Origin of the sequence: Chryseobacterium sp. PCH239 (genome assembly GCF_018924625.1) — a bacterium.
Taxonomy (GTDB): Bacteria; Bacteroidota; Bacteroidia; order Flavobacteriales; family Weeksellaceae; genus Chryseobacterium; species Chryseobacterium cucumeris.
On the sequence record NZ_CP073027.1, the window covers coordinates 2,802,067 to 2,825,232 of the forward strand.

13 protein-coding genes, 1 pseudogene and 1 riboswitch are annotated in these 23,166 nt (G+C 35.6%); of the genes and pseudogenes, 5 read left to right on the forward strand and 9 right to left on the reverse strand.

Annotated elements, in window-relative coordinates:
• Nucleotides 1-6: 6 nt before the first annotated feature.
• Genes KBP46_RS13060 through KBP46_RS13070 form a run of 3 tightly spaced genes read left to right on the forward strand, consistent with a single transcriptional unit; the run spans nt 7 to nt 7,754 of the window.
• Nucleotides 7-6,918: a SpvB/TcaC N-terminal domain-containing protein gene (locus tag KBP46_RS13060; RefSeq protein WP_216443438.1), complete on the forward strand. Its 6,912-nt coding sequence runs from the start codon at nt 7-9 to the stop codon at nt 6,916-6,918.
• Entirely contained in the window at nt 6,909-7,520 is a 612-nt protein-coding gene (locus tag KBP46_RS13065) for a hypothetical protein (protein WP_216443439.1), read from the forward strand. The genes KBP46_RS13060 and KBP46_RS13065 overlap by 10 nt, the downstream gene beginning before the upstream one ends.
• A gap of 21 nt (nt 7,521-7,541) precedes the next feature.
• Nucleotides 7,542-7,754 (forward strand): hypothetical protein, encoded by a 213-nt coding sequence (locus KBP46_RS13070; protein ID WP_216443440.1) that lies wholly within the window; start codon nt 7,542-7,544, stop codon nt 7,752-7,754.
• A 295-nt stretch (nt 7,755-8,049) separates the two neighbouring features.
• Here KBP46_RS13070 and KBP46_RS23765 read toward each other — a convergent pair whose 3' ends face one another.
• The 3 genes from KBP46_RS23765 to KBP46_RS13080 are packed head-to-tail and all read right to left on the reverse strand — an operon-like array spanning nt 8,050 to nt 12,494.
• Entirely contained in the window at nt 8,050-8,571 is a 522-nt protein-coding gene (locus KBP46_RS23765) for a RagB/SusD family nutrient uptake outer membrane protein (RefSeq protein WP_253297037.1), read from the reverse strand.
• Nucleotides 8,529-9,542 (reverse strand): RagB/SusD family nutrient uptake outer membrane protein, encoded by a 1,014-nt coding sequence (locus KBP46_RS13075; protein ID WP_253297038.1) that lies wholly within the window; start codon nt 9,540-9,542, stop codon nt 8,529-8,531. Before KBP46_RS13075 ends, KBP46_RS23765 begins: the two co-directional genes overlap by 43 nt.
• An 18-nt stretch (nt 9,543-9,560) precedes the next feature.
• A complete protein-coding gene (locus tag KBP46_RS13080) occupies nt 9,561-12,494 on the reverse strand; it encodes a TonB-dependent receptor (protein ID WP_216443441.1) in 2,934 nt (977 codons plus the stop codon).
• Between the two features lie 83 nt (nt 12,495-12,577).
• A riboswitch (SAM riboswitch) is annotated at nt 12,578-12,676 on the reverse strand.
• Nucleotides 12,677-12,919: 243 nt separating this feature from the next.
• Here KBP46_RS13080 and KBP46_RS13085 point away from each other — a divergent pair.
• Together KBP46_RS13085 and KBP46_RS13090 are read left to right on the forward strand one after the other, a co-directional pair.
• Complete coding sequence (locus KBP46_RS13085; protein WP_120232549.1) at nt 12,920-13,327, forward strand: type II 3-dehydroquinate dehydratase; 408 nt, start codon at nt 12,920-12,922, stop codon at nt 13,325-13,327.
• A gap of 74 nt (nt 13,328-13,401) precedes the next feature.
• Nucleotides 13,402-13,842, forward strand: a complete 441-nt coding sequence (locus tag KBP46_RS13090) for a hypothetical protein (RefSeq protein ID WP_062673466.1) — start codon at nt 13,402-13,404, stop codon at nt 13,840-13,842.
• A 50-nt stretch (nt 13,843-13,892) separates the two neighbouring features.
• Here the strand turns inward: KBP46_RS13090 and pckA are convergent, their stop codons facing one another.
• From pckA to KBP46_RS13120, 6 genes and pseudogenes are all read right to left on the reverse strand, one after another.
• Nucleotides 13,893-15,509: a phosphoenolpyruvate carboxykinase (ATP) gene (gene pckA / locus KBP46_RS13095; RefSeq protein WP_062673465.1), complete on the reverse strand. Its 1,617-nt coding sequence runs from the start codon at nt 15,507-15,509 to the stop codon at nt 13,893-13,895.
• A gap of 126 nt (nt 15,510-15,635) precedes the next feature.
• A pseudogene (locus KBP46_RS13100) lies at nt 15,636-16,540 on the reverse strand (GYDIA family GHMP kinase).
• 9 nt (nt 16,541-16,549) lie between these two features.
• A complete protein-coding gene (fabD, locus tag KBP46_RS13105; protein WP_079240177.1) occupies nt 16,550-17,425 on the reverse strand; it encodes an ACP S-malonyltransferase in 876 nt (291 codons plus the stop codon).
• A gap of 70 nt (nt 17,426-17,495) precedes the next feature.
• Nucleotides 17,496-19,469, reverse strand: a complete 1,974-nt coding sequence (locus KBP46_RS13110; RefSeq protein ID WP_253297039.1) for a LysM peptidoglycan-binding domain-containing protein — start codon at nt 19,467-19,469, stop codon at nt 17,496-17,498.
• A 38-nt stretch (nt 19,470-19,507) separates the two neighbouring features.
• Nucleotides 19,508-21,094 carry a bacillithiol biosynthesis cysteine-adding enzyme BshC gene (gene bshC / locus KBP46_RS13115; RefSeq protein ID WP_120232545.1) on the reverse strand — a complete coding sequence of 529 codons (1,587 nt, stop codon included), beginning with the start codon at nt 21,092-21,094 and terminating at the stop codon, nt 19,508-19,510.
• 12 nt (nt 21,095-21,106) lie between these two features.
• Nucleotides 21,107-23,044 carry a putative porin gene (locus KBP46_RS13120; protein WP_123278552.1) on the reverse strand — a complete coding sequence of 646 codons (1,938 nt, stop codon included), beginning with the start codon at nt 23,042-23,044 and terminating at the stop codon, nt 21,107-21,109.
• Between the last annotated feature and the right edge of the window lie 122 nt (nt 23,045-23,166).

A 23,166-nucleotide genomic window follows, 5' to 3' on the forward strand; every position in this document is an offset into this window, starting at 1 on the left:
ATAACCATGAAACTTTACGATAAGAAAATACAAGTATTTTCATCATTCATACTGTCCTTATGTTCGGTATTGGGCTTTTCACAGACCATACTGTATCAGGCAGAGAGTACCTCAAGAACGGTTCAGGATCCACAAACAGTGGTACTGGCACCAGGATTTCGAGCCTCTTCCAGCTCATCAAATCCATTTATAGCTAAAATTGGTCCAGCAACGGAGAATCCGGGCGGTGGTCCTACCGATTCAAATGCAGGAGCAACTAATCCATCGGGAACGACAGCACCGGATGGAAAGAGTTTTCATGATACAAAGGGGAATATTGAAGTTAACGGAGCTGGACAATTACAATTTACTTTACCTATTGCTTTACCTCCCGGGGTGAAAAGCATTGCTCCACAAATTAATTTGATGTATACCAGCGGTTCTTCCAATGGAATTGCAGGTTATGGCTGGAATATTTCAGGTCTTACCTCTATTTCAAGAACCGGAAAAACAATTGATAAAGATGCAGAAGCTAAAGGAATACAAATGGATTATTCTGATTATTACAGCTTTAATGGTCAAAGATTAATTTTAAAATCAGGTGAATATGGTAAAGATGGAGCTGAATATATAACGGAGAAGTATTCCAATATTAAGATAAAATCTTTTGGTTCCATATCAGGACAAGCATGGAAAGGGCCTGAATATTGGGAGGTAACTTTTGAGGATGGTTCTCAGTCATGGTATGGGACAATCGCTTCCGGAAATGGTACAGCAAGAACGCCATTGGAATATAATATTGTAAAATGGAAAGATGCGCAGGGAAATTATATTACCTATAATTACACTCAGAACAACTCTAATAATGTGGCAGTAATTTCAAGTATTACTTGGGGTGGAAATGAAACTTTGAATAAACCTCATTTCAATACCATTGAATTTACTTATTTACCAAGAAAGATTATCGAAACATCTTATTTGAAAGGAATATTATTCAAACAAGATAAAATATTAGATCAAATAAAAGTTAAAGCTAACGGTTCTCCGTTTAAAAGTTATTCAATTCAATATTCCGAAACACAAAATATAGTTAATAATGATTCTAATAATAAAGTTAATTATAATTTTGTTGAAAAGATTATTGAATATAACTCAGAAGGGAAAGAAGCCAATCCTATAGTTTTTTCTTCAGCCACAATGGGTACAAGCTCTAATGAATATGATTTTGGGGATTATAATAATGTTATTACAACAGGGGATTATAATGGAGACGGTTTAGTGGATTTCATTGTAATGCAACCTGCACAAAATGGAAGACCTGAAGGATATTATATTTATTTTGATGCTATCAACAACAGCAGCCCTTCTTTTGTTTATTTGGGGCCATCAAGCACTTATTGGCCAGGCAGTAGCTTTACAACATTTAACATAAAATCGGCAGACAATTACATTAAAACAAAGCAGGGGCTTATAATTTCAAAAAATAATGCAGGATATAACCCTCCTTCTTCAGGGGATATAGAACTTAAATATTATTCAATCAAAACTGACGGATCAGTTCTCAATACTTATAATAATCCTCTTGTTTTAGAATATGCTAAAACAATACAATCAGGAAGCTATGGGTATGCTGATTCTTTATATCCACCTGAAACTGACCCCGAATATATAGGGGGAATGAATGTCGCTCATCCTTCAAATATGAGGGAAGTGGATATTGATTCTGATGGAGTGTCTGAATTACTTTTGTCATTAAACGATAAAAAATGTAAATATGTGGTCATTGTACCTGACCCACCTAAAGGAAGATGGCAATGTAAGACATTGGGTTATAGATATGTAGTTATAGATAATAATAATATACAAAATAATACAATCAGCATTATTCCGGAGACAACTCCTAAAAATATTTTAAGTAAAGGGGGAATTGTAGATTTTGATAATGATGGAAAACAGGATGTGATGTTTGTTGATCCAGTCAATACCAATGTTAGTGTTAGCTATTATACAAAAGACTATACGCAACCTTCTCCTGTTGTCAAGACCGTTGACACTCCACTCAATAATTTACATCAGTATGAATTAAAGAAAGTAAATAATAATTATACGCTCAATTTAAAAAAGACATATTCCATAAAGGGAATAATTGATGGGATTCAATTTGGGGATTTAAATGGTGATAAGAATATTGAAGTATTATTACCAGTACATAATTTTGTCGGAGTTACTGTTCTTGCGGGGTGGTCAATTTACTTGAATACAGGAAATGCCTTGGAAGAAAGTATTCAGGGGCTTATGTTTTACAGACCCTTTGATGTAACTGCTGTTGGGGCCAATTCTTTTTCTACCCCGAAATTGCTTGATTTAGACAATGATGGAAAAAGTGAGATTGTTAACTCTGTTGTAACTTTCTATCCAAATAATCAACCTTATACAAACTGGTATGTTCAAAGTTATAATGAAGCCAAATATGATCCTAATAATACACAATTCAAATGGTCATTTACGGAAAAAACACTTTATAATTCTACAAGAAATGAGGCTATAATTAGTCCTATATTTGGAGATTTTAGGATTAATAGTACTTCTTCCAAAATATTATTTCTTGTAAAGGGAATTAATGGTAATTATGAGAGAAAAATCATAAGTTATAAACATTATAGTCTCAATCCTGATAAAAATGTTTCATTAATATCACAGGGATCGCAAGATTATTATATAGATTATAAAGAACTTGATCCTTCTGTTAATTCTAGTATTTATGCTCCGGTAAAAAAAGAACAATATCCATTTGTCGAAATGGACAGGTTATCCCAGGCTTTTGGTGTTTCCCAAATTCGTCAAACTGATGGGCAGACTGTTCGAAAACAAGATTTCAGATACAGGGGATATATAGCTAATTTACACGGAAAGGGAGTAATCGGTTTTCGTCAAGCTGCCCGATCTTCATGGTATGCCGATGGGTTTGAGAAGACCAAAATATGGTCAGGAACAGAAATGGATCCTTTAAAGGAAGGAGCTCCGGTAAAAGAATGGTCTATCAGAACGAATAATGAAAACCAGATATTTCCTGCGGATATTTCAGAGAATAATACCCAGTTGTTAAGTTTTAAATCTACTAACTATCAAATAGATAAATTACTAAATGGTCAGGTGGTGAGCACAGTTGCTGATTCAGATAAGCCTAAAGTGGTAACTGTTGTTGCTCCTAAGATCAGTAGAGTTAAAGACTTTTTAACAGGTACAATTACCGAAAGTACTATAACTTATGGAAATTATTATCTTCCATCACAAAGTGTATCGAACGTCAATAATGGATATGCTATTACAACTTCAACATCTGAATACATCCACAACCCTTCAGGAATTGGGTCAGATTATTATATTGGGCGACCAAAATCAAAGATTAATGTAGTACAGGCATATGGCGATACCAAATCATCGAAGGAAGAATATATTTATGAAAATAACCTTGTAAAAACTCTAAAAACCTGGAATCGTGATAACACCCGATACTTGCTTGAAACATATAATTATGATGGATTTGGAAATGTTACCGGAAAAGTAATAAGCAACAGTATTGATTCTCAAACTCAGACTACCACGAGTAGTTATGATCCTAAAGGAAGATTTGTAGTGAAAAAAACTGATAACTTAGGGTTAGAGACCAATATTACTTATAATGATTGGGGGCAGATTTTAACTCAAACTGATCCATTAGGAAATGTTCTTACCAATACATATGATGGGTGGGGCAAAATATTAACTTCTAAAACTAATTTATCAGGAACAATTACTTACCAGTACGAAAAAGATAATAATTCCAATATTATTGTTACTCAAAATGACCCTGATGGAGATATTTCGAAAAAGTTTACCAATAAATTGGGACAAGAATATAAAACATCCACTAAAGCTTTTGGACAAGGGCAATATATTACCAAAACTATTTTATATGATGCTTTGGGAAGAAAAACCTCTGAATCCGAATTTACCTTTAGTCCTGATGGCTTAGGTGGTCCGTGGAATCTCATTGCTTATGACGACACAGTATTCCCTACAAAAGTGACTGCCACATCATTCAATGGAAAGAAAATGGAAACTTCTGTTTCTGGGTTTACTACAAACATAAAGGAATTAAACGGTTATGGAAGAACCTTCTCCAAGACCACCGATGCTTTAGGTAATGTAGTTTCTTCAACAGATAAAGGAGGAACAATTCAGTTTACTTATAATGCGGCAGGCGAACAAATAAAAGCGCAATATGGTGAGAATATTGTAACCAACAAGTATGACTCTTGGGGTAGAAAATCAGAGTTTAATGATCCATCCAATGGTACGTATAAGTATGAATATGATGGCTTTGGACAAGCAAAGAAAATTACAAGCCCTAAAGGAACTAAAGAATATACCTACAATAATTTAGGACAGTTAATTTCCCAAAAAGAAATTTCAACGGCAGACGGAGGACAGGCAACTAACAAATTGATTTCATATTCATACGATAATAAAGGTAGACTTATTTCTAAATCAGGAACTTCCAAAGGACAGGCTTACAGCTCTAATATTTCTTATGATCTACAAGGAAGATTATTATCATCTTCAGAAAGCAGCAACGGAAAATATTTTATCCAAAATGGAATCAGCTATGATGATAAAGCCAGAGTAACCTCTTATGAAAAGCAACTCTATTCTTCCGGAGTTCTTACTAAAGTTCAGATTGAGAATATTTACAGCGCATGGAGTGGTGAGTTATATCAGGTTAAAGATAAGTCATCAGGCAAGATATTGTGGGAACTTAAAGAAACCAATGCTAAAGGGCAGGTACTTAAATCTAAATTAGGGGCAGCAGATATTAACAATATCTATGATGTCAATGGTTTCCTGACAAATGTGAATCATTCATCGGCTATAAAGCCTTCTATTCTGCAACTCTCCTATTCATTCGATGCGATCAAAAACGAACTGAAAAACAGAACTACAGGAGGAGATTTCAATATTGTAGAGTCTTTTGATTATGATGATAATAATCGTTTGGTCAACTGGACAAATCCGGTTACCGGAATCAAACCTACAACCAACAGAAATGTTTATGACGTTAAAGGAAGAATTACTCAAAACGATCAGGTAGGAACGATCAAGTTTGAGAATTCAACCAAAATCTACCAACCGACAGGAATGACGTTGAATGCTGCCGGAGAACAGAACTATAATAATGATTTAATACAAAGCATTATCTATAATGAGAACAACGACCCTGTTTTCATCGACGGAATGAAAGGAGATGTGGCCTTCCAGTATGGCTTAACGAGTATGAGACAAAGAGTAACCTATGGAGGTAATTTTAGTAATGATGGTGAAGGAAAGTTCACGAAATATTACAGTGAAGATGGGAGTTATGAAGTAATAAAAGATAATACAACCGGAAAGGAAAAACACATTCTTTATATTGGAGGTACTCCTTATGAATCAAATATTGTATATTTAAAAAACTTTACAGAGAATAGCGGTTCTTACAAATTTTTGCATAAAGATTATATTGGAAGCATTTTAGCAATCAGTGATGAAGCCGGAAATAAGCTGGAACAAAGGCATTTTGATGCATGGGGTAATTTCACCCATCTTCAAATAGGAAACGGAGCCATTATCACCGATAAAAATATAATTGACAATGCCTCGTTATTATTAGAAAGAGGCTATACAAGTCATGAGCATTTTGCAGAAGTAGGAATTATTCATATGAACGGAAGACTGTATGATCCGTTATTAAGAAGGTTCTTAAATGCAGATGAGAATATTCAGGATCCGACAAATACCCAAAACTACAACAAGTATGGATATGTGATGAATAATCCGCTAATGTATAGCGATCCGAATGGAGAGGTTTTTGTTTTTGCATTTGTTGCAGCGTGGGGAGTAAGTCTTTTCTGGGGAGGAGTAATTACAGCAGCAATTATTGGTACAGCTGTTGGTTTGGCAGCCTATTCTTTAGGAGTCGCTATAAGTGGTGGTAAATGGCAGTTGGGTGGAGCGTTGAAATCTATGTTCTGGGGAGGTGTAAGCGGAGCGGTCACCTTTGGAATAGGTAGTGCATTTACCCCTGCCGCAGGAACTGTACTCACTTTAACAGATAAAGTGGCAAATGCGATGGCTCAGGGATTAGTACATGGTTTTGCACAAGGTACTTTATCTTTAATGCAGGGAGCAAACTTTGCTCATGGTTTTGCGAGTGGAGCATCAGGAAGTTGGGGAGCTTCTTTGTTTGGAGGGCTTGCAGGTAGTTTTGCTAATAGTGCCGCAGGAACAGTAGTATCAGGTATGGTGTTGGGAGGTGTAGCTTCTGAATTGACTGGAGGAAACTTCTGGGAAGGAGTTGCTATTGGAGGTTTTGTCGCCGGGTTAAACCACGGGATGCACTTGATGGGTGACCCTACAAAGAAAACTTATACAATAAATGGTAAAACTTATGATTACGAGGGAATGCAAGAATATTACGCTACTGTCATAGGAGAATCTTCAAATAATGTTTCTGAAGCTCAAGGAATTGGCGAAGTCATTTTGAATAGACTTGATCATAAAGGAGCAGATTTGACAGGCGGGTTCATTGATAATGTTGGAGGCGCAGATCAGTATGATGCTATAGGAGGAAGTATTTATAATAAAATAATGGATATGAAATTTTCCGATCTACTTCATATGAAATCTGATAATATTTATTATTCTCGATTTTTAGGAGCTTCTAAGGCACTTTCTAATTGGTGGCATTTAAGACCAGGTATAACAAATGGTGCTTATATGTGGAACGCAACTTGGCAAAAAGACAGGAGTGATATTGGTTATAATTGGCGACAATACAACCGTGGCATATATGTAATTGCGGCTGAGATTGGACAAACAACTTTTTTTAAATACGCAAATCCTAATAAAAAATGGCCTTAAAAAAAATAATCTTAATAATCTTTGTGTATTCATTTATTAATAGTTGTAAAACCACTTCTACAGGATATAATTTTTACACTAAATTCGATGAATTAAATAGAAAATCAACATTATTTCTAACTAAAAATGATGTGATTATTGATAGTATCAAGAATATCGGAAGTTATTATGGCAAAGATAGCATTGTAAAAAAAAATGAAAATCAATGGGATTACTTTTACAATGGACGGTGTGGAACAGGATGTTCCGTTGTATATTATATGAATGTTTCTCCAATTAATAATAAAATTAAAGTTAAACTTAATATTTTATACAAATCTAAAGAATCAAACTATGGCAATCAAACTACTTTGACTAAAGAGTATGTTCCATATTTTTCTTCTGAAAAAAACTATATTTCAAAGATCACTAAAAAAAATGGAGTTCTGAAAAATAAAATTATTTGTCAAATTAATTATGATAAAAAAAATGATATTTACTATAATGAAGTTTTTGAAAACAACAAAGGGATTAAAACAGATTCTCTTGAGTATATATTAATAGATGGAAATAATTGGAAATTCTATGATTCAAAATCAAAAAAAATAAATGACTTACAATAGTTGCCGGGTTTTAATCATGCAATGAATAACAATAATGAGTATTATGATATTACAGATTTCGCAAAAATTAATCAAAAGGCAAAGTCTGAAACTTTAAAATATTTGGAAAAAGGAGCTAATTTAAATGATATTAATTATATGTCTAAACTTCAAGAGATTTATAGGAATGGAATTGGAGTTGAAAAAGATGTTAGGAAGGTAGATGAAATTAAGAAAAAAATAGGAAAAATGTGAACCTATACAGTTGATAATTAAATCATTCTTAATAGATATTTATTGTTTGGAATTGATACTTTTTTGAGACAAAAGTTTATACTTTATATTATATGCTAATTTTAATATTTCTTAAAATCCTGTGTCCATTGACACAGGATTTTTTTATTGTATTTGGGGGGTATAAGTGATTATAACATTCCGAAATGCTTTTGAAATTATGATTTATGGAGATAATATTTTTTGAAAAAAATACTGAAAAAAAACCACCGCAAAAGCAGTGGCTTAAAAAATCAATCTAATTATGGACTATATCTCATAAATTCGGATTATTCTCAAATTCCCTTTGTGGAATATTGAATAAGTAATAATTGCTGTTCGGTACAAAAGCAGATTTATCCGGGAAATCAAGAACAGAATGCCCTTTACCGTCTACTGTTTTCACAGTTCCGTCCGGTGTAGTAATCTGAACTTTTATAGGTTTTCCATCAGCATCTACAAACGGTTTTCTTACTACTGTACCCTGCGTTCTGATAATATCTGAAAGAGAGAAACCTTCTCCAAACAATTCTTTTCTTCTTTCAATCAACACTGCATCTACCACGGCATTCTGTGCTAATGAACCATTATAAACATTGGCATTTCTTGCTGATTTCAACTGATTCAGCGCTGCTACAGCCTGGGAGACATTTCCGTTTCTGGCTTCAGCTTCAGCTTCAATCAGATACATTTCCGCAGCTCTCATGTAGACGATATCAGCAATAAGAGTTGGTTTAAACTTAAACTTTGCATACCTCAGCAATCCTTCTCTTCCTTTCTGTCCATCCCATGAAAACAATTGAGATCTGATATCATTAGTATCAAAAAGTCTTTAAAATAAGGATCCGCCATAAAGCTATAATAATAACTTCCTGATGAATATACATCAAGATAGTGGAAGGCATAGCTCGCATCAGATTGCTCCTGAGTCTGACCGTGTCCCCAGATCCATTCTGCATTGTTGATATCATTGAATCCATCCTTATATTTTTCCGGAGCCATCAAAGGGAAACCTTCTCTTGCAATTTTCGCAGATGCTGAAGCTTTACTCCACTCACCTGTATTCAGGTAAGTTCTTGCTAAAAGCCCGTTCACTACAGCACGGTTGATCTTATCCTTATTATTTCTTGTATAATTTTTCAACAGGTTATCGGCGTCGGTAAGATCACTTTTAATCAAAGTATAAATTTCTTCAAGGCTTGCTCTCTTCTTCCCTACTGTGCTTGTTGTGGAAGGTTCTGTATAAATCGGGGCTGTCAACGCTGATTTGTCTTTAAGATAGCTGAACTGATAAAAGCTCGCCAGATTCAGGTAACAGAAAGCACGTAAGGCTTTTGCCTGTCCTTTCACCTGATCCTTTTTCTCTTGGCTGCCTTCCGTTCCATCAATTCTTGTAATCACATTATTCATATTATTGATAGTAGAATACAACATCGTCCAGATAAATAGCGGGCGGCTTGCTGTACTGTTCACCATTTCTGTAAAGGCATAGGTAGAAGCGAAACCATATTTGTTGGTCAATACTGCCACATCACTTCCCATGGCATCACTGGCTCTCAACACAGTGGAATACCCGATATTGGCATAGGTTGTTCCGTCATTATTAAATTTTGCCCAGGTACCGTTCACTACCGTCTCAGCACTTTCGGCTGTTTTGAAAACTTCTACACTACTGGCCTGATCAGTAGGAGCTGTATCCAGCTCGCTTTCGCAGCTTGCCAACGACAAAAATCCGATAAGTACAAATGATATGTATTTTAATTTTTTCATTGTTTCAATTTTAAAAGGTTAAAGAGTTGCCTGAAGACCAAAAGTGATGGTTCTCATGGCAGGATATCTGTAATACGTGGTTCCGTCCAAAGCCTGCTCAGGATCCATTCCTTTATGTTTATAGAAGGTCAGAAGGTTTTCTGCCTGAATATAAATTCTGAATTTTTTCAATCCTATTTTCTCAAAATAATCCTCAGGAAGTGTATATCCCAAGCTTACATTTTTAAGTCTTGCATAAGTACCTGAATACAGGAATCTTGAAGACGTTGAAGTCCAGTTATTCGTTGTTGTGCTCAATGCGGGAACATCTGTATATGGATTATCCGGTGTCCATCTGTTCAGTATTTCAGAACTCCACGCACGTCCTCCCGCACTTCCGTTATGCATGATGGAAGTATAATCTGTATCTAAAATTTTACCCCCGATTTTGAATGTCAGTAATCCTGAAAAGTCAAAATTCTTATAGGTAATGCTTGTACTGATTCCTCCTGTCAGTTTCGGCAATGCGGAACCTTGTAATAGTTTTGTTGCTTTTGAGTATTCCGAAGTAGTTCCTTCCACTGAATTTCCACTAGCATCGGTAGAAACTGTTTTCCACAATGGCTTTCCATTGCCTGGATCTACACCCACCCATTCCGGAATAAAGAAATCATATACAGAACCTCCTACCGTTAATAACTTTGTTCCCACCACAAGAGAACCTCCCGGTAATTTGGTTACTTTGTTGTTTAAAGTGCTTAGGTTAACATCAACATTCCATTGGAAATCCTCAGTTTTAACAGGGGTTGTGAATAGTGAAAATTCAAATCCTGTATTCTGAATGGTTCCGATATTGGCAGGATAATCACTGATACCCAACGATGGTGCCACCGGCATATTAAACAGAAGATCCTGGCTTTTTCTTTTGAAGTATTCGATATTCCCTTTAACTCTGTTATTCAAAATAGCGAATTCCAATCCTACGTTTAAATTAAGGTTGGTTTCCCATTTCACATTATTAGTGGAAGTCTTTTCAAGAGTTGTACCCGGTTCTCCGCCAAGGCTGATAAATCTGTACAGCTCCTGATAAGCATAATAAAGCGGTTGTCCGTTAGGTCTAAGTAATTTATCATTTCCTTGTCCTCCATAGCTGGCACGCAATGTCAATTGATTGAATACATTCAGGCTTTTAATAAATTCCTCATTGGATATTTTCCATGAACCTCCTACTGACCAGAATCTCCCCCATCTGTTATCTTTTTCAAATCTCGAAGAGCTGTCTGCTCTTCCCGATGCAGATAAAAAGTAAGTATTATTGTAGTCATACTCTACTTTTCCAAGGAAACTCAATAAGCTTAATTTATTACTGTTTCCACTGAAACTTCCCAGCAGAGAAGCAGCATCCGGCTCATAGTAATAAGGCAGTGAAAACTGACTTCTTGTTCCTGAAATCGTCTGATAATCGTATTTGTAGAATTCGTGTCCTGCCAGTGCATTAACGTGATGCTTTCCAAACTTTTTATCGTACGTAAGGATATTACTGGTTGTATAAGATAGTGTTCTGGTATTGGTTTTCGTCACTGAACCTCCAATTTCCGCTCCTTGCCCAAGTAATGGATTTGAATAATAATGACCGTTATAATTCACCAAATCAACTGAGAAGCTTGTTTTGAATTTCAGTTCCGGCAGGAAAGTGAATTCCATGAATCCTTTTCCTGAAAAGTTATCTTCTTTATTTTCGTTTTTGTCTAATGGTAAAGTTGCAGCCGCATTCTGATTTTGAAGTGCATTTGTGGGCCTGTACTTTCCAAAATCATAAATCGGATTTCCGTCAGCATCTAAAACGTAAGTTCCGTCAGCATTTCTTTCATAATAAGGATAGAAAGAAGGAATAAACCTTGCGGCATTGATGATATTGCTCGCCTTGGAATCTGAAGAAGTTGGTGCCTGCTGAATACTGTTGGTATAGCTTAAGTTGACTCCAACATTTAACCATTTCTTCACTTCCGAATTGATTTTTAATCTGGTATTATATCTTTTAAAACCGGATTCAATCGCCATCCCTTTATCATCCAGATACCCTAGTGAAAAGAAGTAATTACTTTTATCACTACCTCCGCTGATATCAAGATCCATCTGGTTTCTTGATGCCACTCTCTGTAAAACATCTCTCCAATCGTCATTCCAGAGTGGCGATGCACCAGGCAATAGTTTTCCATCTGTTCCCACCGGTTTTGGATAAGCAGTTCCATATGGATTAATTCCAAGGGTAGAAACAAGATTATCCGTTGCCATCTGAGCAGCCTGCTGAGAGGAAACTTTGCCGGATTGATATCCGTTTCTTAATGCTTCCCAATATAATTGAAAGTATTGATCTGTGTTTACCTGTTCATAATCTTTGACAGCTCTTCCTGAGAATCCCTGGCTGATATTAAAATTAACTCTGGCTTCTCCTTTTTTTCCTGATTTTGTAGTGATGATAATAATCCCGTTTGCTCCTCTTGAACCATACAAAGCACTTGCTGTAGCGTCTTTCAAAACACTTATAGATTCAATATCGCTTGGGCTGATGGAGTTCAGGTTTCCATCAAAAGGAATTCCGTCCACTACGTATAAAGGATCACTGGAAGCACTGATGGAACCAATACCTCTGATTCTGATGGTAGAAACCGCACCTGGCTGTCCTGACGCACTGGTGGTCTGAATCCCTGCAACCTGCCCTTCCAATGCTTTGGTGATATTGGTTACAGGTCTGTTATTAATCTTATCACTTGAAATGGTAGCTACAGAGCCGGTATAGCTGTTTCTTTTAGCTTTTCCGTAAGCCACCACTACTACTTCATCAATCTCCTTTTCATGAAGGCTATCTTTTTTCGGTCTGGAATTCTGTGCACTTACACTGGTTACTCCCAGAAAAAAAGCGGCAACCGGAGGTATCCAGGCTTTAGAATTGAATAAATTTTTGCTAATCATAATCAATTTTATTTATCATATATTAAAATTTAGCCCTTTGCAGAAAAACCAGCAAAGGGCATCGATAAATACGATAAACCAAATGCTTATTTTTCCTTAAAAGGCTGAACGTAACACCTTGCCCCACGGGTAGGTTGTCAAGACTTCACAGGGTCAGTTCCCTCCATCTTTCTTTATAAGCCGATCGAAATATGGTTGCAAAGCTAAAAACTTTTAGTCTACAAAACAAGTAGACTTATTTATTTTTCATGATAAATTTTCAAAAATTAACGTAATTTTTTAATAAAATCCATCACAGTAAAGAGTTACAAGCTTTACCACTTTCTTAAACATGACAAATATCATTATCAATAATTCAATACAACAAATTAAATCTGTCCAGAAATTTTTAATCTTTAATTGAAAAAAGTTTTTAATTTTATGGTATGAAAGTTTTGATCATCAACGGCCCTAACCTCAATCTGTTAGGCACAAGAGAACCGGAAATCTATGGAAATGTTTCTATGGAAAGCTATTTGGAAAATTTAAGATCCGAGTTCCAGACCCATGAATTAAAATATTACCAGTCTAATATTGAAGGAGAACTTATCAACAGACTTCAGGAGGATGATTTTGATGCCTTAGTAATTAACCCCGGAGCTTTTACTCATTATTCTTATGCTATTGCTGATTGCTTGAAAAACATTCGCAAGCCAAAAGTAGAAGTACATATCAGTAACATTTATAAAAGAGAGGAATTCCGACAGAAATCTGTAACGGCAGCCAATACAGATGCCGTTTTATCAGGCTTTGGAATGGATGGATATAGGCTGGCTTTATTAAGCTTGAAGTAATTTTGTTACTTATCCTTTTCCCATGAATTGCACAGATTTCTACAGATAATTATGGATAAGTATCAGAGTAATTTATGAAGATAAAAGATAAGGTTTATTGCAAAGACATTGGAATATATTCCGGGCAATTGACGAAAAGAAAAAACTATATCGTTGAAGAAAAAAATGCGGAAAATATAAGAATCTGGAATGACGAAGGAAGACTGAGGTGGTATTCTGATTTTTATTTTAGTTTAAACAATGAACCGGAAATAACTTCTATTCATATTGATGATGAAATTGAAAATATTAAATCTGATGCTATAGAAGTAACCATTGAATTTTCCGACAAAACAAAATATTGGATGACCTTCACTACCCCTCAGTATTTAGATAAAATATTGGACAAAGAGTCTTACTTTTCTTCAAAACACTTTATGATTATAAAATACCTCACTGAAGAATCAATCAAATCAACCGTTCTAAAACTGGATGAACAGAACGAGCTGATTGAAAACTGTAAAAAATATGAATAAAAAAAAAGCCTCATCACTGATGAGGCTTTTTGTATGTTGATTGGTAACTATTAGATAGTTTGTTCCTGCAATTGAGGTCCTGAAGCTACTAATTTTTTACCTTCTTCAGTATCACAATACTGCTCAAAGTTCTTGATATATCTTGAAGCAAGATCTTTTGCTTTTTCTTCCCATTCTGAAGCGCTCTCATAAGTATCTCTAGGATCTAGAATACCTGTAGAAACGTTTGGCAATTCAGTAGGAATTTCAAGGTTCATAATTGGAACCTGAGTTTTAGGAGCATTATCAATAGAACCGTCAATGATGGCATCAATGATTGCTCTGGTATCTTTAAGAGAAATTCTCTTTCCGGTACCATTCCAACCTGTGTTTACCAAATAAGCCTTAGCTCCGTGCTCTTTCATTTTGCCGATTAATGTTTTAGAATACATTGTCGGGTGTAAGGTAAGGAATGCTTCACCAAATGCAGGTGAGAAAGATGGTTGAGGTTCTGTAATTCCTCTTTCAGTTCCTGCCAATTTTGAGGTATAACCGCAAAGGAAGTGGTACTGCGCCTGATCTTCATTCAGGATAGAAACCGGAGGAAGTACTCCGAATGCATCTGCTGAAAGATAAACGATCTTTTTCGCATGACCTGCTTTAGACGGCAATACAATTTTGTTGATATGATAGATTGGATAAGAAACTCTTGTGTTCTCAGTGATAGATCCGTCTGTATAATCTGCTACTCCATTGTTAACAACAACGTTTTCAAGAAGAGCATCTCTCTTGATGGCAGCGAAGATATCCGGTTCTTTTTCTGCAGATAAGTCGATAACTTTAGCGTAGCATCCACCTTCATAGTTGAATACTCCGTTGTTATCCCATCCGTGCTCATCGTCACCGATAAGGTATCTTTTAGGATCTGCCGATAAAGTTGTTTTACCAGTTCCTGAAAGACCAAAGAATAAAGCTACATCACCTTTTTCTCCTACGTTAGCAGAACAGTGCATAGAAGCCATACCTTTTAATGGAAGATAGTAGTTCATCATAGCAAACATCCCTTTCTTCATTTCACCTCCGTACCATGTACCTCCGATAATCTGTAGTTTTTCAGTAAGGTTGAACATAATGAAGTTTTCAGAGTTTAATCCCTGAGCTTCCCAATTCGGGTTGGTAGTCTTTGATCCGTTGATTACTGTGAAATCCGGCTCACCGAAGTTTTCAAGTTCGTAATGAGAAGGACGAATAAACATATTAGTAACAAAATGCGCCTGCCATGCCACTTCAACGATAAATCTTACTTTAAGTCTCGTATCCGCATTCGTTCCGCAGAATGTATCTACTACATAAATCTTTTTAGATTCTGCAAGCTGGTTCAGCACTAGTTCTTTACAAGACCCGAAAATTTCTGCTGTTGTAGGTAAGTTTACTTTACCATCCCAGAAAATTGTGTCTCTTGTAACATCATCCTGAACAATATATCTGTCTTTAGGTGAACGACCTGTGAAAATTCCTGTTTTTACTGATACTGCGCCTGATTCTGTAAGCTCAGCTTTCTCAAACCCCTGATTTTCAGGAGAAACTTCAGCCTGATATAATTCTTCATAAGAAGGATTATACACTACTTCATAGTTTCCTTTAATCCCTAATTTCTCTAAATCCTGGATGATTTTAGTGTTTTTCATTTTACTTATATTTTCTATTTCTTTATTGCTTTCAACAAAATAATATTAATTATTTGTTAAAGGTGGTTTAAATATACTGATATAAGTCAGAATGGCAAATAAAAAAACAGGATTATAACTACCTGATTACAAATCAATTATATTTTCCCATTCAAAAATTGTTGTAAAACCTTTCTCCCAAAAATAGTTCTTATAGTCCCCAAATTTGGCACTCATTACAAAATCTCCCCCCCATGCGCCTAAACTTTTGACAAATGAAGGGCAATCTGAGAATAACCTTTCCTTAACTGTGAGAATTTCAAGAAAATCGGCAATTTTATATTCATGAGTCATCATTAATTCGGAAAAATTTTCCAATTCATGACATAACAATATTTTTTTGTAAGATCTGAAAATTCGTCAACCAATTTCGGAGACTTCTTTTTGGACTTGTAAAAATTGATTCCCTCTCTGCTATCCTGCTTCTGATTTAAATGAATAAAAATCAGTTCATTTTTAAAGGACGGACTAAAATCTACTTTCTCATATTTTATCTCAGGCTTACTTTGGAAAAGCACTGCGGACTTTTCTTTTGCAACTGCAATGTCATATCCACTTCCTCCCAAGCTGATAGAGTTAAGATGGAAAGGATTAATCTCTGCCCATTCCGCAAGATTATTCATCAGCGTAGAACTGCTTCCAAGCCCATAATCCGCTGGAAACTGAAGATTGGTTTTTAAATGGTAAGTAAGATCAGTTTTGAATTTACTATTAGAAAGCAGCTGAACATTCTGTAATGTTTTGGTAATAAATTCAGCACTTGATGGAATATTGGTTTCTAAGACCTGCCAGGTTTTATAATCAATGACAGCCTTCAACCATAGTTTATTCTGATGATAGGCTTCCCAAAGAACAAGGGATTTTCCATCTTGTTTTTCTTCAAAGAAAAACTCTTGTCCCAGCCTGGTAGGTACCGCTAAGACAAGAGCTCCATCTATTGCGAAATATTCTGAAGTAAGCATAAGCTTGCCCGGTGAAAATATCGCGTTCATATTTTTTGTTTAGATTGCAGAAGTAGCTTCTACTGATCCGTCAATTTTTTTGATCAATCCCTGAAGGGTTTTTCCCGGTCCTACTTCCACGAAGTTAGAGGCACCATCTTTAATCATATTCTGAACAGACTGTGTCCATTTTACTGGACCGGTAAGCTGAGCGATCAGGTTTTGTTTGATCTCATCAGGATTGGTTACCGCTGTTGTCGTGATATTCTGGTATACAGGAATAGTTGCTTTTCTAAATTTTGTCTTTTCGATAGCTGCGGCCAGTCTTTCCTGTGCAGGCTGCATCAATGGTGAGTGGAAAGCTCCGTTTACTGGCAATAGCAACGCTCTTTTAGCTCCTGCTTCTTTCAGTTTTGCGCAAGCTTCTTCTACTGCAGGAGTTTCTCCTGAAATAACCAATTGCCCCGGGCAGTTATAATTTGCAGGAACAACAATTCCGCTGATCTGTGCACAGATTTCTTCAACCTTAGCATCGTCTAATCCTAAGATAGCTGCCATAGAACTTGGATTTGCATCACAAGCTTCCTGCATTGCTTTCGCTCTTTCAGAAACTAATTTCAAACCATCATCGAAGGATAAAACTCCGTTGGCAACCAAAGCTGAAAACTCTCCTAAAGAGTGTCCTGCTACCATTTCGGCACCAAGACCATTTACTGCTTTTAATGCTGCTACTGAATGTATAAATATTGAAGGCTGGGTAACCTCTGTTTTCTTAAGATCCGCATCCGTACCGTTAAACATAATGGAAAGAATGTCGAAACCTAAAATTTCATTGGCAGATTCCATCAGATCTTTAATATCTTTTCTAGAATCATACAATTCTTTTCCCATTCCTACGAACTGAGAACCCTGCCCTGGAAATACAAGTGCTTTCATGTATTGAATTAAATATTATGCAAATATAACTATAATGTTAACAATATTCGTTCTAAGTGCTATAAATCATTTATGGTACTAACCTGATTACTCTGTAACCCGTATTTACATATGCACCGTTAGCTTTAGATTTTACAAACTCAAATTTGGTAGCAAGCTGAGTCTGAACTTTATTCATCTGCTTAAAGATTTCTCCTTTTTTATTCTCTCTGGTCAACATGTCATTTACCACATCAAACCCTACAATAGCATATTTTGGTGGGGTTTTGCAGTATTTAGTTTTATAAGCTGCCAGAATTTCTTTCTCAAAGCTACCGTCTGTGTTAATCTTTCTATCCATCAGATATACAAGACTTGCCTGGCTCAGCTCATCCACTTTCTTCTCAAAAACAGGAGAATAGAACATACTGAACGCTTTGATACCCTGTACTTCTTTAGAAATAGCAATCATTCTGTTGGCAAAAGCATCTCCTGCAGCATTATCATCATTCGCTAAAATGGCAATAACCGGTGCAGACTGCCCTGTCATCATATTCTGATCCGGCTGAATATCTGCCGGGGAATTAACAATAATAATATTAGGGTTTTTTACTGCTTTTTCAAGTCCTGCTTTGATATAGTTGGCATCTTCTTTTTTAGCATCCGCCACTATATATATCTTCTGATCTGAGTACACACCTTTTACTTCTTCTACAATCTTATCAGCATAGGTCTGATTATTGGTTTCGACAATAATCAAGTTGCTGTAGTTATAGAGTTCCGGAGAGTTAGCAAATGGTGCTACAACCGGGATTTTCTGATTTTTGGTAAAATCAAGAACATCAATTACATTGGACTTAAAGAAAGGTCCGATAATAAGATCTGTATTATCAGGATTAATCTGTGTCAAAGAGTTTTTGAATGAAGCTTCATTTCCTGAATCTACAACTTTGATATCCAGTTTTTGTCCTCCTCTTGCATTTCTTTCAATAGCAAGCTTAGCTCCTGTCAAAAAGTCAAGTGCCATTGCTCTATACTGAGTTTCATTGGTACTGTATCCGAAAGGAAGCATCAGGATAACGCTTAAAGCATCACCATTTTTCTTTATATAAGCTGCATCCTGCTTTTTGATCTTTAGAACCATTCCGGTTTTCAAACCGTGTGAAAGATCCGGGTTGAGAGCGATAAGCTCATCAATAGAAACACCGAATTTATTAACGATAGAGAATACTGTATCTCCCTGCTGCACTGTATAGGTTACATAATCATCACCAACTGCAACATTGGAAGCAGCTGTTGATTTTTCGTTCCCTGAATCCATTTTTGCTTTTGGATTTGTAGTTTCTGCAACGGTATCAGTATTGGCAGTCGTATTTGTTCTTTTTATTTTAATGGTATCCCCAGGTTTCAGTCCTTTTTCTTCCAATCCTGGATTTAAAGCATAAAGGTCCTGCTGGCTAATGCCAAACTGTTTTGTAATTCTGTAATAATTATCTTTAGCCTGAATCACATAAGATTCTCCTTCTGCTGCTGGAGTGGTAGCAGATGTAGATGTAGCAGCTGTTGCAGTTGCTTTTTCTACAGGAGTTTCAACGTGTTTTTCCGGTGTTACAGCCTGTTGAGCACCACCATACTTCTTAATACTGGCAAGAGGCAAAGTAATTTCATCTCCGATCTTCATATGAGAGTCCAGTTCAGGATTCAGTTTTCTCAGATCAGTTTCAGAAATTCTGTATTGTTTTGTGATGCCATAAATCGTTTGTTTTGGCAGTAAAACAATTTTACCTAGAGAAGAAGTACTTGCTGTTGAAGTTACTTTTTCTGCAGGAGTCGTTTTTGTCACAACCGGAGTGGCTGCTTTATCTGATTTTATAGTTAAAACATCACCGATCGCCAGTTTGCCATCTTTATGTTTTGGGTTTAGCTTCAGCAATTCATCTACAGTCATTCCATACTTTTTGGCAATGTTGTAAGGATTGTCACCTTGCACAACCGTATGTGATTTCTGAGCTGAAACTCCCAAAACCATACATAAACTGGATAGAATAAAAAACCTCTTTATCATATTCGATAATTATAATTTACAAAAATACTTCTTTAAAATTAAATGGCAACAATTATTAATTTTGAATCTTGAACCACCATTTCTTCCAAACAATTTTCAAGCCACGAATAGCCATAATCTGAAAAGAATACGCTAAAGTTATACACTCTTTCCTGCCATGTTTTTGCGGGATGAACATCTAAAAACAGATTTTCAAGTCTTTCCAGCAACTCATTCTGTTTTATTTTTTCAGCATGAAGCAGACGTTTTTTCATTCTTTTGAATGACTTTAATTGTCGTACTTCTTCTGCCTTTACCATATTCCCGAAGGATTTCTCAGTAGTTTCTGCTGAAGCTCTCAATGCAGAAAAATTACTAATCAATAATTCTTCTTTCTCTTCAAGTAATTCTACAATGGGATTATCTTTTAAAATCTTCTGATTGGTAAGTACCGAGAAGTTCTGGAAAAAATCTTCTATTTTAAGATCTAGTTTCTCAATTTTTCCCAATGTTTTTTCTTTCAGGAAAAGCATAGAGTTTCTTGGAATCAGAATTGGGAAAGGAATATTAATTTTTGAGAAATAATCTTTCAATTCCAGCCAGTACATGATTTCGGCATTTCCTCCGATATAGGATAAATTAGGAAGTACATTTTCCTGATATACCGGACGCATTAGCGCATTCGGACTGAATTTTTCAGGATGGTTTTCCAATTCGACAAGAATTTCTTCTTCTGTAAACTGGATAGGCTTATCTACAATATTATACTTGTGTCCGTTAAATTCTATTCTGTCTCTCGTTTCAGAAAGGTAGAAAAGATTTATTTCACGAGGGTTTACCTGAACCTTCCCATATTTCTCTGTCAGAAACTTGACTTTATCTTCAGAAGTTTTCTGTAAGCTGAAATGAAGAAGTTCATCTTCAAAAATCTCCTTCATCTGTTTTTTAAGTTCCTTAGAATCTCCATCCAGAATCAAAAGTCCGAATTCTGAGAAAAGACGGTTGACAAGAATTTTAATAGCTTCCGTTAAAGTGTTTCCAGCTTTATAAGCTTCCTTCATCATTAAAATCAGCTCTGTACCGAAAATGGAATCTTTGAATTCTTTTTCAAATTCCGAAATAAAATAGGTGTCACTGATTTCAATTCTTCCTACCGGACCTCCGGATTTCTCATTGGTTTCGTAATAATTATTTTCGGTTTTAAAATGATTGATCTCTGCAAAATCATGATCCTCCGAAGCCATCCAATACACCGGAACAAAATTAAAATCTGGGAAATTTTCTTTCAGATAAGTACATGTTTTTATGGTCTGAAGAATTTTATACACAAAGAAAACAGGTCCTGAAAACAGATTCAACTGATGCCCTGTTGTTATCGTAAACGTGTTGGGCTGTTTAAGATTCTCAAGATTTTCTTTCTGCTCTGAAGATAGAGAAAGAGTTTCTAACTGTGCTTCAAACACATCAGCTAAAATGCTTCTTTTTTCAGAGGTAAAAGAATCTTTCTTCAGATGAATCTGCTGCCTGAAATGATCTAAGGAAAATGTATTATTTTCAAACCCCTCAATCTTCTGATTTAAAAAATCTTTTACCAGCTGAGGAATACTTTCTATATCGTTAAATGATATTTTATTAATTGTTTTCAACCTGTATCGTTTTTAGTTGAACAAATACCACACAATTCCGATATTCAATCTGAAATCATACACCGGATAATGTGGAAATGCATATGCTTTGTTATTGGAAATAACAGTTCCTATCTGCTGTCCTTCTATGAAAAAGAACATTTTTTTCACTTTCATATTAATATAAATATCGGCGATAGGCTGCCCTCCAATTGAAAATGAATCTGCTCTTGGAAGAATATATTCATTAAGAACAGGGAAATATTCTCTTGAAGCGAATTTAGAGAAGTAATATACTTTAACCCCTGCCTGAATTTCTGCTGCTTTTTTGAAAGCCTGGGTCTGATAGAAGAAATTGGCTCTACCGATGAAGCCCGGCATTGGAAGTAGTTCTTTATTCGTTAAGGTATTCTGGAAATGCACTCTTGTATTCAGGTGGAATTTGTTGAAGCTGAAAGTAGCATCTCCTCCAATCTGAGATATATTTACTGAATTGTCACTTTGTTTCGGACTTCCGTTGCTGTCAAAATAAGTATAGTTATCGATTCTGAAATAATTGGCGAAAATCTCTGTTTTAAACCATTTCAGATTGATGCTTCCTCCTACTTCCATTACAGACTGATTCTTCGCATTTTCAAGATAATAATTGAAGTTATTATAAACAGAAGTATTCAATAGATAATTGAATGAAGGATAGGCACTCTGGAAGTTTACTTTGGCATTAACGAAATAATCTTTGATAGGTTCAAACTTCAGATTATTGGTTGTCTTCAGATAACTTTTAAACTGGCTTCCGTTTGAAAATTCCAGAAACGAATTCAACTGAATTTTGTCCCAAAGTTTTACCTGCAGGTTTCCTACAGCTCCGATTCTGTTTTCTTTCAGCTCACCAGGAAAAGGCACGTTGTTAAGTGCAACAACATCTCTTATCCCGAATTTAATCATCTGATAACGTACCCCGGCATCCAGTTTGAATTTTTCATTATTAAAAATCAGACTTACGGTATTGCTGAAATTCTCAGAATATTTTTTGGTTGTCAATGGAAAGCCATTTACTAAATCTGTAGGAGCGTCATACCAATACGGCTCCAAAGCAGTTTGGTTATAGTAATATTTGTTTCCCTGATGAGAAATAATATGTCTTATGCTGAAAGGAAATTTCTCAGAATTGAATGGAGTAAACTGATGGCTCAGATAATATCTTCTGTAAGAAAACTGTGAACTTGAAGAGGCCAGATTTACCTGTGCGTTTTGTCTGTTACTGTAATTGCTGTCTCCACTCTGAAACAGGTTATCTTCAGTAATCCCTCCACTTTCCTGATTATTTACATTCTGGTGAAGATAATGGGCAAAAAGCTCATAGTTTCCATTTTTTGAAACATAGTGTCCTGAAAATAAAGTATTGTTGTTAGCTGACAAGGAGTTTCTGTAAAGTCCCTGTGAACGAAGCCCCATATATTCAAGCGCAAAATTGAATCTTTTTCCGATATTCTGAGTATAGGTGGATTTTAGAGCCGCCCCGTTTCGCATAGCATTATGATATAAGAATGTAGCTGTAGGTGTTTTTACGTCATAATATTTCACATCATTTGCTCCAATAATCATGTAAGATTTGTTGGATGGCAATAAAGAAAGATTTTGTTCATCATTAACTTCAAATATAAGAGGATTAAATCCTGAACCAATGTTGGCAGGCTGTACTCTTCCGAAGTTATCTTTATTATTGTGTTGCGAAAAGATGTAGGTCTTATCAAAAGTCATTACCGTATCAAAAACTTTCTTTTCAGAAAACTGGGTCTGATACTGATAATCATTTATAGTAGGTTTGAAAATTTTCAGAGAATCTTTTTTCCCGGAATCTATTACAAGAGTGTCTTCTTTTTTAGGCTGAGGTTTTGTTTCTGCTTTATTAACGACCTGAGCCTTGGCTACAAAACCTAAAGAGAAGAGTATGAAAAGGATGTACTTCATTATTCATTATTGTACAGCAAAAATAAGAAATAAAAGGACATAAAATTGTTTGATTCTTTCATAGCTATTTGAAACTATAATAACATTCCCAATGAATATTATATTGATGATAGCAACCTTCC